The organism is Alistipes sp. CAG:268 (assembly GCA_000434235.1).
Classification (GTDB): Bacteria; Bacteroidota; Bacteroidia; order Bacteroidales; family Rikenellaceae; genus Alistipes; species Alistipes avistercoris.
The window spans coordinates 23,574-39,166 of record FR891991.1 but is presented as its reverse complement, the minus strand read 5'-3'; the positions used below and the strand labels follow the sequence as shown (position 1 = coordinate 39,166).

The following is a 15,593-nucleotide window of genomic DNA, read 5'->3' as shown; positions in this document are numbered from 1 at the left end:
GTCGGAGCGGCTGCCCCGCCGGGCGGCCGCATGGCGGGTGAAAATTCGGACCGGGCGGCTTGGCGCATTCGCTCCGGGGTGTTACCTTTGCGGAACGATCCCCGAACGAATGCGTATGAAACTCCGAAATCTGATCTTTGCCGGCGGCCGGGCGGCGCAGGGTGTTCCGTTGCGCGAGGCGGCGCAGCGGACGGTCTATCCGATCCTGCTGATGGCCTGCGCGGCGCACCTGCTCAACGACATGATGCAGTCGGTCATCCCGGCCGTCTATCCGCTGCTCAAGGAGAAGTTCGGCTTTTCGTTCGCCCAGATCGGACTCATCACGCTGGTCTTCCAGATGACTTCGTCCGTCCTGCAGCCCTTTGTCGGGCTGCATGCCGACCGCCATCCGCAGCCCTATTCGCTTGCCGTGGGCATGTGCTTCACGCTGGTGGGGCTGCTGTTGCTCGCCGTGGCTCCGGGGTTTGTGTGGATCCTCCTGTCGGTCAGCCTGATCGGATGGGGGTCGTCGGTCTTCCATCCCGAGTCGTCGCGTGTGGCCCAACTGGCTTCGGGCGGCCGCAAGGGGTTGGCGCAGTCGATCTTCCAGGTAGGCGGGAATGCCGGCAATGCGCTGGGCCCGCTGCTGGCCGCCCTGGTGGTGATTCCCTTCGGCCAGCACTCGATCGGATGGTTCGCTCTGGCCGCCGTTGCGGCCATCGTCATCCTGCTGCGGGTCGGCGCGTGGTACCGCGACCGGTTGCGAACGGTCTCGGGGCCGCTCTTTCCCGGAGCTTCGGATGCCGTGAGCGGCCTTTCGCCGCGGCGGATCCGCCGGGCGCTGCTGATCCTGACGGTGCTGGTCTTCTCGAAATACTTCTACATGGCCTGCATGACCAACTTCTTCACCTTCTTCCTCATGGAGCGGTTCGGCATTTCGGTGCAGGCGTCGCAGTACTGTCTCTTCGCCTTCCTCGCTGCGGCCGCAGCCGGTACGGTCATCGGCGGGCCGGTAGGCGACCGCATCGGCCGCAAGTACGTGATCTGGGTCTCAATCCTCGGAGCGGCGCCCTTCGCCCTGCTGCTTCCCTATGCCGGCCTGGCGGGGACGATCGTACTGGCCGTTGTCGTGGGACTGGTCATCTCGTCGGCCTTCTCGGCCATCGTCGTCTATGCGACCGACCTCATGCCGGGCAAGGTGGGCATGATTGCGGGGCTCTTCTTCGGTTTGATGTTCGGACTGGGCGGCATCGGGTCGGCCTTCTTCGGGTGGCTGGCCGACCGCACGAGCCTTGAGTTCATCTTCAGGGCCAGTTCGCTGCTTCCGCTGCTGGGGATCATCACGGGCCTGCTTCCCGATGTCGAGGCCCGCAAAACAAGGTGAGGATGGATTGTGTCTGGAGATACCGCTCGCCGCTGGGCGACATGACCCTCTCCTCCGACGGGGAGGCGCTGACCGGCCTCTGGTTCGACGGGCAACTGCATTTCGGGCGAACCCTCGCCCCGCAGTACGGATCGTGCGCGTTGCCGGTCTTCGAACGGGCGGCGGCGTGGCTCGATTGCTATTTCGGCGGCGGCCGTCCCGATTTCGAGGTGCCGCTGCGGTGGCGCGACACGCCCTTCCGCGAGGTGGTCTGGGCGTTGTTGCGGACGATTCCCTACGGCGAAGTGGTGACCTACGGCGAGATGGCCCGTGAACTGGCCCGCCGGCAGGGCGTTGCGACCCTCTCGGCGCAGGCCGTGGGCGGGGCCGTGGGGTACAATCCGATCTCGATCCTTGTCCCGTGCCACCGGGTGGTGGGGAGCGGCGGCCGCCTGACGGGTTACGCGGGCGGTCTGGAACGCAAGGCGGCGCTCCTGCGGCTCGAAGGGGCCGACCTCCTGCGTCCTTACAGGATCAATTCATAATCGACGACATCGAGCCAGCGGCCGAATTTCCGGCCGACCTCCCTGAAGTGCGAGACGGCCTGGAATCCGAGCGCCTCGTGCAGCGCCGTGCTGGCCCGGTTGCCGCCCGTGATGCAGGCGATCAGGACGTGGATGCCGCGTCGGCGGCACGCCTCGATCAGTTGCAGCATCAGGGCGCGGCCGATGCCCTTCCCGGTATGCCCGGGGGCCAGGTAGACGGTCGTTTCGAGCGTGAGGCCGTAGGCCGGGCGCGCTTTCCACGGGTGAGCGAAGCAGTAGCCGACCACCTCGCCCTCCTCTTCGCAGACGAAATAGGGACAGGCTGCGGCGATGGCGGCGATGCGTTGGCGCATCGTCTCCCCGTCGGTGGGTTCGGTGTCGAACGATGCGTCGCTGTGCATCACGTAGTGGTTGTTGATGGCGGCGATGGCCGCGGCATCCTCCTGCCGTACTTCCCGGATCATGTGTCTCTCTCTGTTTTGGATCGGGGCAAAGATACGCATTTGCGGCGGATCGGTTGCACCGGGCGACGGATTATTCGACCAGCAGCCGTGTCGGGCGCCACTGCCGCATGAGCTGCACGAGCAGGAAGCTCACGGCGAAGGCCATGCAGGCGGCGAGCAGGATCCGCACCGGATCCGGCAGGGCCGCGAGGGGCTGCGTCCGGCAGACCAGGTCGTAGGCCCCCTGCACGAAGACGAAGTGGCAGAGGTAGATGCCGAAGGTGGCGCCGGCCAGCCGCGACAGCCACGGACGGGGTTTTACGGCGAGTTTCTGCACGGTGAGGAATACGGGTACGGTCATCAGGAAGACGTTGAGCCCCGAGAAGTACCAGATGATCTCCAGGTAGGCGTAGTTGCCCGGGAAGTGTTCCTGCAGGAAAACGAAGCCGAACGACGTGATGAGGTATCCGACGAGGAATGCGGGGATGCAGCAGGCGGCCAGGCGGCGCCAGCTCCATGCGGGCGGGTATTTCGTGAGGTAGTGGGCCAGCAGGAGGTAGCCGGCGAATCCCGAGACGTAGTGAAAGGTGCCGAACTCGTTCCAGTCGCAGATGCCGTAGAGTCCCATGTTGCCGTAGTTGCCCGCATAGCCGGCCAGCGGGGCGAGCAGCCGTAGGTAGGGCAGCAGGAGCGTGAGGCCCCAGACGCCGAGCAGCAGCCTCAACTCACGCTTCGAGGCGCGTTCGAGCCAGGGGCTTATCACGGGCATGATCAGGTAGAGCCCGACGAGCATGTAGAGGTACCACAGCGGCGTGGTCTCGTAGTTGAAGTTGAAGACGAAGTTCCATAGCCGGGGCAGCGTTGCGTCCCACGTGTAGTTCTCCGCCGCGAGCGACGTGGCGTCGCCGGCCGCCTGCACGTAGAGGAAGTAGAGGAGTGGCAGCGCGACGGACCAGAAGACGAGCGCCAGCACCACACGCCCGATGCGCCGGCGGTAGAATGCGGCGGTGTCGGTGCGCACCGGGAGCAGGAGCACGGCGGTCATCATGACGAACAGCGGGACGCTGCAGCGGACCAGACTGCCCGAGAAGACGCCGGAGAGGAAGGCCGTGCGGTCGGTGTCGAATGCGGCGACGTAGGGGTCGCAGCAGTGGGCGAATACGACCAGGAAGCAGGCCAGCACCCGCAGCAGGTCGATCCACCCGATCCGCTCCCGGCGGTCGGGTGTGGGGGTTCGAAGCGTGTTTTCCATCTTGGATCGGTTTGTTGTCGGCGAAGTTACGAAAAAAAGCGGGATCGGCCATTGGTGCCGGTCCCGTTTCTCGTGTGTGGCCGTCCGTGCCTTTCGGCCTGCTGTCTCTGCTCTTCTCTTCCGAAAATGACCGTTATCCGTTCGGTTGCGGCTCCCCTGCTTGTCAGCGGCTCCGGGGCGGGGTTCGCCGGACTGCCGCGTCGGGTTCGCTCATCCGGCTGCGGGCGATCAGGCAGGCCCCGAGCACGGCGGCGTCGGCACCGCTGGGGTGGGTGATGATCGGGACGTTCTGGCTCATCAGCTTGAGCGAGTATTTCCGTACGGCCAGTTCGATGGGTTGCAGGAAGTAGCACGGCTCGGCCTGCGCGAGGTTGCCGCCGATGACGATCACTTCGGGGTTGAAGAGGTTGATCAGCCCTGCAATGTGGTGCCCCAGTTCGCTGCCGGCCTGCATGACGAGCTCGATGCAGAGCGGGTCCTCGCGCTCCACGGCCTCGATGATGTCGGCCGTGGTGACGGTCTCCCCGCTGCGGACCTTCGGCGCGAGCAGCGAGGCCTCGCCGGAGTGGATCCGCTCGATGAGTTTGCGCTGGATGGCGCGGCCCGAGACCTCGGTTTCGATACAGCCCGTCTTTCCGCAGTGACAGAGGATGTTGTTGTTGTACATGTGGATGTGGCCGAACTCGCCCGAGTAGCCGTCCTTGCCGTGGCAGAGTTTGCCGTCGATGACGATGCCCAGTTCCAGCCCCCATCCGATGTTGATGTAGAGCAGGTTGTCGTACTGCCTGTTGAGCCCCGACATGTAGGCGCCGTAGGCCATGGCCTTGGTGTCGTTCTCGATGAAGACCCGCATCCCGAGCCGCTCGCTCAGGATGTCGGTCAGCGGCGTATCGACCGTCTCCTCGAAATTGAAGGTCGTGGCGCTTGTTCCCGTGCGGCTGTTCACGCGCCCCGGAACGTTGATGTTGATGCCGGCGATGCGTTCCGGAGCGATGCCGTCGAGCGTGGCGACGAACCGTTGGATGCGGCGGCACACCTCGTCGAGCGTGTCGCGGGTGTTCTCGAGCCGGAAATCCATGTGCCGTTCGATCCGCACGGGTTGCCCGACGAAATCCACCAGTCCGATGTTGAGTTCGAAGGCCCGCATGTCCACCCCCATGAAGCAGGGGCAGGCTTCGGGCCGTACGCCGTAGCGTACGGTGCGGCGTCCCTTGGCGTGCAGACAGATGCGGTCCGTCTCGACGATCTGCCCTGCGGCGAGCATTTCGGAGACGTACTTGGCCACGGTGGTCAGGCTGAATCCCGTGGCCGTGGCGATTTCGGGGACCATGAACGAGCCGTTCTGCATGATGTGCTGCATGATGCTGCTGCGGACCGTTCCGCCGACGCTCCGTTCAGACGGGCAGAAGAGGTGTTCTTTTGTCATGTATCGGGTGTCCTTTTGTTACAAATTTACGATTTATTCGGCGGAAAGACAAATCGGATGTTTGAAAAATCACTTTCATATCCCATATGTTTGATAATATATCCCTCTTTATGAAAATTATGCTTGATAATTGATTGCGGCTGATTTGTGGGGCTTCGGATGGGTGTTTTGTGGGTTTAATTATTGTTTGTCAGTTGTTTATATTAAAAATGATATTTGCGTTGTGTCTTTTTGTTTAAAAAACTTGACTTTTTATTTCATTTTAATTAAAAAACATTTTGTGTTATTTGAAACATTACATAGCTTTGTATAGACCGATATCCGAACGTCATTCAAATTACCTATATATTATGGAAAAGATCAAAGGACTTATCGACGCGCCGTTCACGCCGTTCGACCGCAACGGCGATGTGAACTGCGAACCCATTCCGGCCTATGCTGCCATGCTGCACAAGAACGGCCTGAAGGGCGTCTTCATCAACGGCTCCTCGGGTGAGGGCTACATGCTGACCACCGAGGAGCGGATGGCTCTGGCCGAAAAGTGGGTGGCCTCGGTACCCGAAGGGTTCAAGGTGATCGTGCACGTAGGCAGCTGCTGCCTGCGCGAGAGCGTGAAACTGGCTGCCCATGCCGCCGAGATCGGAGCCTGGGGCATCGGCGCGATGGCGCCTCCCTTCCCGAAGATCGGGCGTATCGAGGAGCTGGTCAAGTACTGTGAGGCGATCTGCCACGCGGCCCCCTCGCTGCCCTTCTACTACTACCACATCCCGGCCTTCAACGGTGCCTACCTGCCGATGGTCGAGTTGCTGAAGGCCGTGGACGGCCGCATCGACAACTTCGCCGGCATCAAGTACACCTTCGAGAGTCTCTACGAGTACAACCAGTGCCGCCTGTACGGCAACGGCAAGTACGACATGCTCCACGGTCAGGATGAGACGATCCTGCCGAGCCTGGCCCAGGGCGGTGCGCAGGGCGGCATCGGCGGTACGACGAACTACAACGGTCGCGAACTGGTGGGGATCATCGAGGCCTGGGAGCGCGGTGACCTGGAGACGGCGCGCGAAAAACAGAACTTCTCGCAGGCGGTCATCAACGTCATCTGCAACTACCGGGGCAACATCGTCGGCGGCAAGCGGATCATGAAGCTCATCGGACTGGATCTGGGCCAGAACCGGGTTCCGTTCCGCAACATGACCGACGAGGAGGAGGCTTCGATGAAGCGCGAACTGGAGCAGATCGGCTTCTTCGAGCGCTGCAACCGGTTCTGAACAACGGAAAAACGAAAACCTAAAACCTGATATCATGAGAAACCATTTCCTCAGTGCGGTGGCATGCTGCTGTGCGCTTTGTGCTGCGGTCTCCTGCGGCGACGACGACGGCAGGATGCCCGATTATTCGAAGCCGGCCGAGCAGACGATCGCCTTCCGTTGCACCTCCGCGTGGGGCGGCGACAACCCTACGCTCTGGACGGACGAGAGCCGGGTCGGCCTCTACTGTGAGCAGACCGGGTCGGTGAATACTCCACTGGCTCCGGCCGCCATTTCGGCCGGTGAAGCCGAGGGGCTGTTCTATACGCGGATGCCTTGGGAAAAGTCGAAGGAGTACCTCTTCTATCTCTATGCACCCTATGGCGAATCGAACACCTCGACCCTCATCTCCGGATCGTTGAGTGCTGCGCAGATGCAGAACGGCGCCTCCTCGTCGCATGTGGACGGGCTCGGCCTGGCCTACGCTGCCGTGACGGCCTCCGAACCCTCGGAGACGCCGCTGGCAGTGACCCTGAAGCAGGTGTTCGGCTACCTCGACCTGTCGGTATCGACCACGAAGTGGGCCGGCTGGACGATGGAGTCGATCCAGATCGAGTCCCTTACGGATGCGGCCCTGGCCGGTTCCTATACCTTTGACCTGGCCTCCGGGAAACTCGCCTTCGGGTCCGATGCCTCGAAGTCGCTCCTGTTGCGGGTCAGCGGCGGCGAACTCTCCGGCGAGCCGTTCCACGCCTATGCCGTGACCGCTCCGTCGGACGGAACCCCGCAGCGCTACGGCATTACCGTGACGGTAGCCCGCGAGAACGAGTCGAGCATGGTGCTCACCGGTGAGGTTTCGCTCGACGGCGGGCTGGCTCCCGAGGAGCAGACCTCCCTGACGCTCCCGATCGACACCTTCGACGAGGCCATGGCCGAGGACAATTCGATCGACCTGAGCGATCCGGACGGCGACGGCACGCACGAGACGGCCAACTGCTATGTAGCCTCTCTGGCCGGCCAGACCTACCGCTTCCCGGCCAACGTCATGGGCAATGGCGCCACGACGCCCGCAACGCCCGGATATGCCGGTGCGGGATCGGCCGACGGCATCGTCCCGGCTCCGCTGGCTCCGGCTTCCGCCGGCCTGCTCTGGCAGACGGCTCCGAATCTGCTGCTCGATGTCAAACTGCGCGGCACGGAGGTCTACTTCACGACCAACGGCACGGCCGGCGAGACCCTTTCGGAGGGCAATGCCGTGATCGCGGTGTTCGACGCCTCCGGAAACATCCTCTGGAGCTGGCACATCTGGGTGACGGCTGCCGATCTCGACGCCGCCGTGCAGACCTATGTTCTTCCGGGCGGTTTCGCGGCGGCCGGTACGACGGTCATGATGGACCGCAACCTGGGCGCCCTGAAGTCGGGGCTGTGGGAGACGAATGGGAACAACCTCGCCCTCGGTCTGCTCTACCAGTGGGGCCGTAAGGATCCCTTCCCGAACATCGACGATGCGGATATGGGCGGAACCGGCGCTCTGGCCATCACGCGGCTGCGCAAGACCTACGATGCCGCAGGCAATGCGCTGACGGCCGACAATACCTCCACGGACCTCTCGGCCACCTCGTGGCGCTACATCAACGGCAAGGCACTCTCCGCAGAGCAGATCGCCCGCTACCCGATGAACTTCACCTGTGCCAACAGCGACTGGATCGATACGCCGCAGGATGACCTGTGGGGCAACCCCTACAGTGATGAAATCGGCGATACGGGCCACAAGTCGATCTACGATCCCTGTCCGCCGGGCTACCGCGTGCCGCACCGCTATGTCGGAACGCCCTTCACGGTCGATGGACTCAATGCAAAGAAGAAACCCGACAACTGGAACGCCCAGTACAAGACGCAGGCAGAGATCCAGGCAGCCGGAGGCAACATCTTCTCGTTCGGCAACGGACAGAGCGGCTATCCGCTCGGCGGCATGTTGTTCCTGAACGGAGGTTCGATCGTCCCGTTCCGCACCGGAAAGTATGTGGGGCACTACCAGGTGAGCATGTCCGCCTCGAGTGCGACGAAGTCCTACCGCTTCTATTTTGACTATGCGAACGTCAACCCCGACGACAGCAACGCCCGTTACATCGGCGGCAGCGTCCGGTGCATGAAGATACAGTAAACGATATTTCGTCCCTTCCGCCCGGCGTGTCCGGATTGTGCGGCACGCCGGGCCGGGCGGGACAACTTCCGTAAAACCCGACACAATGACCATTCAACAGGAAAAATATTTGAAAGATTGCCGCACACGCTATGCGGCTGACCTCACGGACGACATCATGCCTTTCTGGATGCAGCACGGACTCGACCGCGAGCACGGCGGGGTCTATACCTGCGTCGATCGCGACGGCACGCTGATGGATACGACCAAGTCGGTGTGGTTTCAGGGACGCTTCGGCTATGTATGCGCTTCGGCCTACCGCCATGCGGGGGGCAACCCCGAGTGGCTGGAGGCCTCGAAGAGCGCGCTGGAGTTCATCGAGCGCCATTGCATCGACACCGACGGGCACATGTTCTTCTCGGTGACGGCCGAGGGGGCTCCCGTCCAGAAGCGGCGCTACGTCTTCTCGGAGTGCTTCGCCGCCATCGCCATGGCCGAATACGCTGCGGCCTCGGGCGATGCACGCTGGGCCGAGAAGGCCGTGGAGATGTTCCGCAACATCCTGCGCATGCTCTCCACCCCGGGATTCCTGCCTCCGAAGACCTATGTCCCTGCGATCGGGCACTCGATCACGATGATCCTGATCAATGTGGCGCTGGTCATCAAACAGGTATCCGACGATCCGGTGCTCGACGAGCAGATCGACCGTTCGATCGACCTGCTGCAGCGCTGCTTCATGCACCCCGAGTTCGAGACGCTGCTCGAGACGGTCTCGCCCGACGGCGGGTTCATCGACACCTGCGCCGGAAGAACGATCAATCCGGGACACTGCATGGAGACGGGCTGGTTCCTGCTCGAGGCCGCCCGCATGCGGGGCTGGGATGCGCAGCTGGTCAAGATGGCCGCCACGATCATCGACTGGGCCTGGAAGTGGGGCTGGGACGAGCCTTACGGCGGAATGATCAACTTCCGCGACTGCCGGAAGTTCCCGCCCCAGGACTATTCGCAGGACATGAAGTTCTGGTGGCCGCAGTGCGAGACGATCCTCGCCGGACTCTATGCCTACATCGCCACGGGCGACGAAAAGTACCTCGAGATGCACCGCAAGGCGCACGACTATGCCTTCGGTGTCTTCCCCGATGTCGAGTACGGCGAGTGGTTCGGTTACCTGCACCGCGACGGTACGGTCGCCCAGCCGGCCAAGGGCAATCTTTTCAAGGGCCCGTTCCACATCCCGCGCATGATGATCAACGCCACGCGGCTGTGCGACGAAATTCTGAACAAGTAAATCTCAAATCAACCTGAATAATGAAACCTCAAAACATGCGTATGTACCGTACGGCGCTGATGGCCGGTTTGCTGGTGATGCTGCCCTGTGCGCTTTCGGCCTGTGCGGACGACGAGATCAAGCGGCCCGATGTGACCGCCCCGCTGATGCCCGAACTGGGTCCGGAAGGGACCGAAGGGACGATCAGCCTCTCGCAGATCGAATCCTCGACCCCCTTCACGGCGGGTACGGGTGCCAACTCCTACCGCATTCCCTCGATCGTGACGGCCGGCGACGGTTCGCTGCTGGTCTTCTGCGAGGCGCGCCATGAGTCGTGGATGGACAAGAGCCATACGGACATCGTGGTACGCCGCAGCACGGACAACGGGAAGAGCTGGTCCGAGGCGGTGAACCTGACCGCTTCGGCCAACGGTGGCGAATATGCCTTCATGGATCCGACCCCCGTGGCCGACACCGAGACGGGCAAGATCTTCCTCTTCTGCTGCCGCTGGGTCAAGTCGGATGCCGATGCGACGAAGACCCGCGCCTTCCGGATCGTATCGACGGACAACGGCGCCACGTGGGGCGCTCCCGAGGATGTCACCGCAACGGTGATCCGCGAGGGGTATTACAGCTCGGGATTCGGTCCGGGTTCGGGTATCCGGATTTCGCGGGGCAAGTATGCCGGGCGGCTCATCTTCCCTTCGCGGCAGTACGACGGCACCTCGAGTTCCGGTGTGGCGGTCTACTCCGACGACCACGGGGCAACGTGGAAGATCGGCTCGGAGGTGCTCGGCGGCGAGTGCCAGATCGCCGAGGCCGGTGAGAACTCCCTGACGATCAACGTCCGCAAGGGCTCCGATCGCTATTCTGCCTTCTCGAAGGATGGCGGAAAGACCTGGTCGCAGGCGGCCAAGGACGGCGGGCTTCCGTCGTTCGAGAGCGGATGCCATGCAAGTGTCTGCGGGGCCGGCGGGAACACGGTCCTCTACTGCGGTCCGAAGGGTGGTGCGAAGACTACCTCGAACGACAACCGCTACGAACTGATGCTCTACCGCAGCCCGACGGGTGCCGAAAGCTGGACGCGCAACGAGATGCTCTACGAGCTTGCGGCCGGTTATCCCGACATGACGCTGCTCGAGGACGGCCGTCTGGCCATTGTCTTCGAGGCGGGGCCCGAGAAGGGATTTACCCGCAAGGGCGGCAACCGCCCCGCCGGCTGGATGCGGCTCGACGTGCTGATTCTTCCCAAGGAGGTAACCGACTACGGTTACTGGTTCGAATAACCCGAAACAACCTGAAACCATGAAACAAGATTTCCGATTCCATACGATCCGAACGGTGCTGGCCGTAGTGCTGGCCCTGTTTTCGGCAGCCGTGGCCGGGGCGCAGGGACGCTTTACGGTGACGGGCAAGGTCTCCGATGCCTCGGGCAAGCCGATGGTCGGCGTGACGATCATCGAGCAGGGAACCACCAACGGTACGACCACCGGTCTGGACGGCACCTATTCGCTGGTGGTCAAGGATGACCGGAGCGTGCTCCAGTTCAGCTCGCTGGGTTACACGTCGCAGTCGGTGACCGTCGGCAGCAAGAACGAGATCGACGTCTCGCTGAGCGAGGACGCGATCAACATGAGCGAGGTGGTCGTGACCGGTTACGGCCGGACCGTGACCAAGGACAAGCTGACGGCTGCGATCTCGAAGGTGTCGAGCGACGTGCTCGAGAAGGGTGTGCGGTCGAACGCCCTGACGGCGCTGGCCGGTACGGTGACCGGCGTGCGGATTGCCTCGACGACCGGACAGCCGGGTGCTGCCCCCTCGATCGTCATCCGCGGCGGTGCGGCGCTGGACGGCACCGGTTCGCCCCTCTACGTGATCGACGGTGTGCAGCGTGAGGACATGAACGACATCAACGCCAACGACATCGAGTCGATCGAGATCCTGAAGGATGCCGCAGCAACGGCGCTCTACGGTGCCCGGGCCAATGCCGGCGTGGTGCTCGTCACGACCAAGCGGGGCCGTGTGGGCCGTGCCGAGATCTCGTTCAAGGCCAACGTGGGCCTGAACTACCTGCGCAAGACCAACGAGTTCCTCGAGGCCGACGACTACCTCTACTACCTGCGTCTGGCCTCCTACCGTTCGGGAAACATCGCGGCGCTCTCGGCCGCAGGCCCCTTCGGTACGGGCAACGTCCTCTCGGCAGACGGCAACAAGTCGGCCGAGGGTGTCTACAGCCCGATGTTCCTCTCCGACGAGAACGCCTATCTGCTCAAGCAGGGCTACAAGAGCATGATCGACCCGATCACGGGCAAGACGATCATCTACAGTGAGTTCACGGCCAGCGACGCCTCGGTGCGCGACCTGGCGCTCACGCAGGACTACAACATTTCGGCGTCGGGCGGCAACGACCGGGGACGCTACTACGCCAGCCTGGGCTACTACGACGAGTCGGGTTTCCCGGTGATCTCCTACTACAAGCGTCTCTCGTTCGTGACCAACGGCTCCTACAAGATCACGCCGTGGCTCGAATCGACCAGTTCGCTCAACTTCTCGCGTTCGGACAGCCGCCAGGTGAGCGACTACATCGGCGGCGGCGAGGCCAACTTCTTCGGTATCATGTTCTCGGCGCCCCCGACGATGCGGCACTACAATCCCGACGGTGAGGAGATTATCCCGACGACCAACTGGGAGAACGGCAACTGGGATGCTGCCAAGAGCAGCTTCTACCGCCGCAACACGAACTACCGCTTCACGATGAACCAGGGCCTGAATTTCCGCCTGACGGATCACATCACCCTGAAGCTGAACGGCATGTGGTATTTCAACATGTACGAGAAGGAGAAGTTCAACGGAACCTATCTGGTCAATCCCGGCACCTCGAACAGCGACCACGCCGCTTCGGCCAGCTACTCGCGGATGTTGTCGCAGACCTACAATGCCATCGCGGGGTATGAGAATTCGTGGAACGACCACAACTTGAGCGTGATCGTCGGTTACGAATTCTACGACAAGTACAACTTCGGACTGTCGGCCGGCGGCCAGGGCTCCGATTTCGACGATCTCCCGAGTCTGGGCTACATCGACAAGACCGAGGACAAGAACATCTCCAAGATCAGCATGAACTCGACCCATACGCGCGAGCGCAGCATGTCGTTCTTCGGCAACGCCAGCTACGACTGGAAGGGGAAGTACCTCTTCTCGTTCTCGGCCCGCTATGACGGCTACTCGAAGTTGGTGAACAACAAGTGGGGTTTCTTCCCGGGTGTCAGCGCCGCATGGAACATCCACAAGGAGGAGTTCATGGAGGGGACCTCGCGGTGGCTGTCTAGCCTCAAGCTGCGGGCCGGCTACGGACAGAACGGCAACGTGAACATCCTGGCCGGGGCCTACGACCTGCAGGGCAACTACGGCAAGACGGGCAACTACGAGGACGAGTACGGCATCCTGATCAACAAGCTGCCCTATCCCGACCTGCGGTGGGAGAAGACCACGTCGGTGGATGTGGCCGTTGAGGCGAGCTTCTGGAACCGCCTCCGCGTTTCGGTCGGCGCCTACAACAAGCTGACCTCCGATCTGCTGGCCGAGGTGCCCTTCCCCAGCTCGGCGGGTGTCGGCAACCAGTATACGAACAACGGCAGTGTCCGCAACCGCGGTCTGGAGTTCGAGATCGACGCCACGGTCTTCCAGAACGACGACTGGAAGGTGCGCTTCGGCGGCAACGCCACCTACATGCGTTCGAAGATCATCCAGTTGCCCGACAACGGCAACCTCAACAACCGGCAGGGCGGCCAGCAGGTCTATAACGCTGCAGGCGACCTGATCTGGGTCGGCGGCAAGCAGGAGGGGCAGGAGTACGGCGTGGCCTATGCCTACCGGATGATCGACATCGTACGCAGCGAGGCCGATCTGCAGAACTTCGCCTGGTATGTCGATACGACCCCTTCGTCGGGTACGATCTACGGCCCCGGGGTCTGGGCGACGCTGACGGCCGATGAGCAGGCCAAGGGCCAGCTGCTCCAGCCGGGTGACGCGATCTTCTACGACGTGAACGGCGACAACACGATCGACCAGTACGACCAGGTGAAGATGGGCAACACCGTGCCCCGCTGGGTCGGCGGTGTGAACCTCTCGGTGGACTGGAAGGGGCTTTCGCTCTATGCGCGCTTCGACTTCGCGACGGGCTACGTGGCCCAGAACAGCCGCAAGCAGTACTACATGGCCCTCTCGCAGGGTACGTTCAACACGCTCAAGGAGAGCAAGGACACCTGGTCCGAGGAGCGTCCGAACGCCAAGTACCCGATCCTGATGTATGCCGACACGAAGTTCCGCAACAACTACCGCATGAGCAACATCTTCTACGACGACTCGAGCTACCTCTGTGCACGCGAGATCGCGCTGAGCTACTCGCTGCCCGAGCGGTGGGCCCGCGTGGTCCGCATGAAGAACCTCACCGTTTCGGTGACGGGCCAGAACCTCTTCTACTGGACGGGCTCCTCGCTCTACAATCCCGAATACGGAGTGAACGGAAACGGCGGCTACGCCATCCCGCGCACGGTGCTCTTCGGTATCAAGGCGACTTTCTAACCAGATCTAACACTTGCAAGCAATGAAACGAATCAAAAACTGTATACTCGTCCTGCTCGGTGCCGTCATGACCTCGTGCAACGCGCTCGATCTGGGCCCGGAGGATTTCTACTCGATCAACAACTACTGGAACTCCGCGGAGCAGTGCGAACGCTTCATGATCGGACTGCACTACCGGCTGCGCGAGCGTGCCGAGACGATGTGGCTGATGGGCGAGAGCCGCGGCGGTCTGCTCAGCACGGCGTCGGTGACCTCGACGGGTGAGGGCGCCTACAACATCGAGGCGGTGAACAACAACCTCTCGGAGGCCAATCCCGTGCTGACGAACTGGGGCAACTTCTACATGGATATCTACCAGATCAACCACGCCATCGACAAGATCACGACGGCCTGCGAATTCCTTGACGAGGAGACCCGCAACACCTACCTGGGCCAACTCTACGGTTTGCGCGCCTACTACTATTTCCACATGCTCCGCACGTGGGGCGGTGTGCCCCTGTGCGACAAGCCCGACGTGCTGATGACCAGCGAGATCGCGCAGCTGAGCAAGGAGCGCGCCACCGAACAGGCCACCTGGCAGTTCATCCGCGACGACGTCGATCGCTCGTGCGAGATCTACGACAAGCTCGGCTTCGGAAACTTCAAGAGCCGCAACTGCTACTGGAACAAGGCGGCTTCTTACTGCCTGAAGGCCGAGGTCTACCTGTGGGGAGCCAAGGTCCGCCCGCTGAAGGGTTCGGCCGTCTTCTCGCCGACGCCCGAGGCCGACCTGGCCGAGGCGCAACAGGCCCTGCAGACCGTTGAGGCGCTCTATGCCTGCAACGACAAGTTCATCGACGCCTTCTCGCCGACGAACAAGGACTCGAACCGCGAGACGATCTTCGCCGTCCGCTACAAGCTGGGTGAGAAGACCAACTTCTACTCGAACTTCACCTACAACGTATCGACCTTCACGAAGTGGTACGACCTCGACGGCAACAAGCTGGGCAACGTGCTCAACATCGGCAGCGGGGCGATGCGTTACGAATACACGCTCGACTTCTACCGCAGCTTCGCCGCCGCGGATACGCGCCGCGACGCCACCTTCCTGCCCTTCTGCGGGAAGGACAACGACGGGGAGCTGGTGCCGGCGGGCCTTGTGCTGCGCAAGTTCCTGGGCGAGACGGACAACGGTCGCGTGCAGTATACGAACGACCTTCCCGTCTACCGCTACATGGACGTGGCGCTGATGCTGGCCGAGATCGCCAACGAGCTCAACGAACCTGTGGAGGTGGAGCGCTGGATCGGCCGCGTGCGCACCCGGGCCTACGGGGACGAGGCTCCGGCGTTCACCTACACGCCCCA

At 62.4% G+C, this 15,593-nt stretch carries 11 protein-coding genes; 8 read left to right on the top strand and 3 right to left on the bottom strand.

All coding sequences use genetic code 11. The annotated features are described in order from the left end of the window. The first annotated feature begins 211 nt into the window (after positions 1 to 211). Both QZL63_RS04345 and QZL63_RS04340 read left to right on the top strand, forming a co-directional pair. Positions 212 to 1,363 carry an MFS transporter gene (locus QZL63_RS04345; protein ID WP_290586005.1) on the top strand — a complete coding sequence of 384 codons (1,152 nt, stop codon included), beginning with the start codon at positions 212 to 214 and terminating at the stop codon, positions 1,361 to 1,363. Between the two features lie 2 nt (positions 1,364 to 1,365). Beyond that, on the top strand, positions 1,366 to 1,887 hold the full coding sequence (locus tag QZL63_RS04340) for a methylated-DNA--[protein]-cysteine S-methyltransferase (RefSeq protein WP_022308104.1): 522 nt from the start codon (positions 1,366 to 1,368) through the stop codon (positions 1,885 to 1,887). On the opposite strand, the gene QZL63_RS04335 is transcribed toward QZL63_RS04340, so the two are convergent. The 3 genes from QZL63_RS04335 to QZL63_RS04325 all read right to left on the bottom strand — a co-directional run bounded on the left by QZL63_RS04335 (position 1,869) and on the right by QZL63_RS04325 (position 5,008). Next, entirely contained in the window at positions 1,869 to 2,351 is a 483-nt protein-coding gene (locus QZL63_RS04335) for a GNAT family N-acetyltransferase (RefSeq protein WP_022308103.1), read from the bottom strand. The genes QZL63_RS04340 and QZL63_RS04335 overlap by 19 nt on opposite strands. Before the next feature lie 70 nt (positions 2,352 to 2,421). Beyond that, positions 2,422 to 3,582, bottom strand: coding sequence for an acyltransferase (locus QZL63_RS04330; protein ID WP_022308102.1), 1,161 nt, complete (start codon positions 3,580 to 3,582; stop codon positions 2,422 to 2,424). Positions 3,583 to 3,745: 163 nt separating this feature from the next. Continuing rightward, positions 3,746 to 5,008: an ROK family protein gene (locus tag QZL63_RS04325; RefSeq protein WP_022308101.1), complete on the bottom strand. Its 1,263-nt coding sequence runs from the start codon at positions 5,006 to 5,008 to the stop codon at positions 3,746 to 3,748. Positions 5,009 to 5,358: 350 nt separating this feature from the next. Here QZL63_RS04325 and QZL63_RS04320 point away from each other — a divergent pair, with 350 nt between their 5' ends. The 6 genes from QZL63_RS04320 to QZL63_RS04295 all read left to right on the top strand — a co-directional run. Further along, positions 5,359 to 6,276, top strand: a complete 918-nt coding sequence (locus tag QZL63_RS04320) for a dihydrodipicolinate synthase family protein (RefSeq protein ID WP_022308100.1) — start codon at positions 5,359 to 5,361, stop codon at positions 6,274 to 6,276. A 34-nt stretch (positions 6,277 to 6,310) separates the two neighbouring features. Then, positions 6,311 to 8,419 (top strand): fimbrillin family protein, encoded by a 2,109-nt coding sequence (locus QZL63_RS04315; RefSeq protein ID WP_022308099.1) that lies wholly within the window; start codon positions 6,311 to 6,313, stop codon positions 8,417 to 8,419. An 85-nt stretch (positions 8,420 to 8,504) separates the two neighbouring features. Next, a complete protein-coding gene (locus QZL63_RS04310) occupies positions 8,505 to 9,686 on the top strand; it encodes an AGE family epimerase/isomerase (protein ID WP_022308098.1) in 1,182 nt (393 codons plus the stop codon). A 20-nt stretch (positions 9,687 to 9,706) separates the two neighbouring features. Then, positions 9,707 to 10,951 carry a sialidase family protein gene (locus tag QZL63_RS04305; RefSeq protein WP_290585995.1) on the top strand — a complete coding sequence of 415 codons (1,245 nt, stop codon included), beginning with the start codon at positions 9,707 to 9,709 and terminating at the stop codon, positions 10,949 to 10,951. 19 nt (positions 10,952 to 10,970) lie between these two features. After that, positions 10,971 to 14,249 (top strand): SusC/RagA family TonB-linked outer membrane protein, encoded by a 3,279-nt coding sequence (locus QZL63_RS04300; protein ID WP_022308096.1) that lies wholly within the window; start codon positions 10,971 to 10,973, stop codon positions 14,247 to 14,249. Between the two features lie 22 nt (positions 14,250 to 14,271). Beyond that, positions 14,272 to 15,593: RagB/SusD family nutrient uptake outer membrane protein (locus tag QZL63_RS04295; protein WP_290585992.1), on the top strand; the 1,322-nt coding region annotated here is incomplete at its 3' end.

Bases quoted from the DNA above. Each gene is read 5' to 3' on its own strand.
- QZL63_RS04345 (WP_290586005.1), top strand. From the start codon at position 212: ATGGCCTGCGCGGCGCACCTGCTCAACGACATGATGCAGTCGGTCATC.
- QZL63_RS04340 (WP_022308104.1), top strand. From the start codon at position 1,366: ATGGATTGTGTCTGGAGATACCGCTCGCCGCTGGGCGACATGACCCTC.
- QZL63_RS04335 (WP_022308103.1), bottom strand. From the start codon at position 2,351: ATGATCCGGGAAGTACGGCAGGAGGATGCCGCGGCCATCGCCGCCATC.
- QZL63_RS04330 (WP_022308102.1), bottom strand. From the start codon at position 3,582: ATGGAAAACACGCTTCGAACCCCCACACCCGACCGCCGGGAGCGGATC.
- QZL63_RS04325 (WP_022308101.1), bottom strand. From the start codon at position 5,008: ATGACAAAAGAACACCTCTTCTGCCCGTCTGAACGGAGCGTCGGCGGA.
- QZL63_RS04320 (WP_022308100.1), top strand. From the start codon at position 5,359: ATGGAAAAGATCAAAGGACTTATCGACGCGCCGTTCACGCCGTTCGAC.
- QZL63_RS04315 (WP_022308099.1), top strand. From the start codon at position 6,311: ATGAGAAACCATTTCCTCAGTGCGGTGGCATGCTGCTGTGCGCTTTGT.
- QZL63_RS04310 (WP_022308098.1), top strand. From the start codon at position 8,505: ATGACCATTCAACAGGAAAAATATTTGAAAGATTGCCGCACACGCTAT.
- QZL63_RS04305 (WP_290585995.1), top strand. From the start codon at position 9,707: ATGAAACCTCAAAACATGCGTATGTACCGTACGGCGCTGATGGCCGGT.
- QZL63_RS04300 (WP_022308096.1), top strand. From the start codon at position 10,971: ATGAAACAAGATTTCCGATTCCATACGATCCGAACGGTGCTGGCCGTA.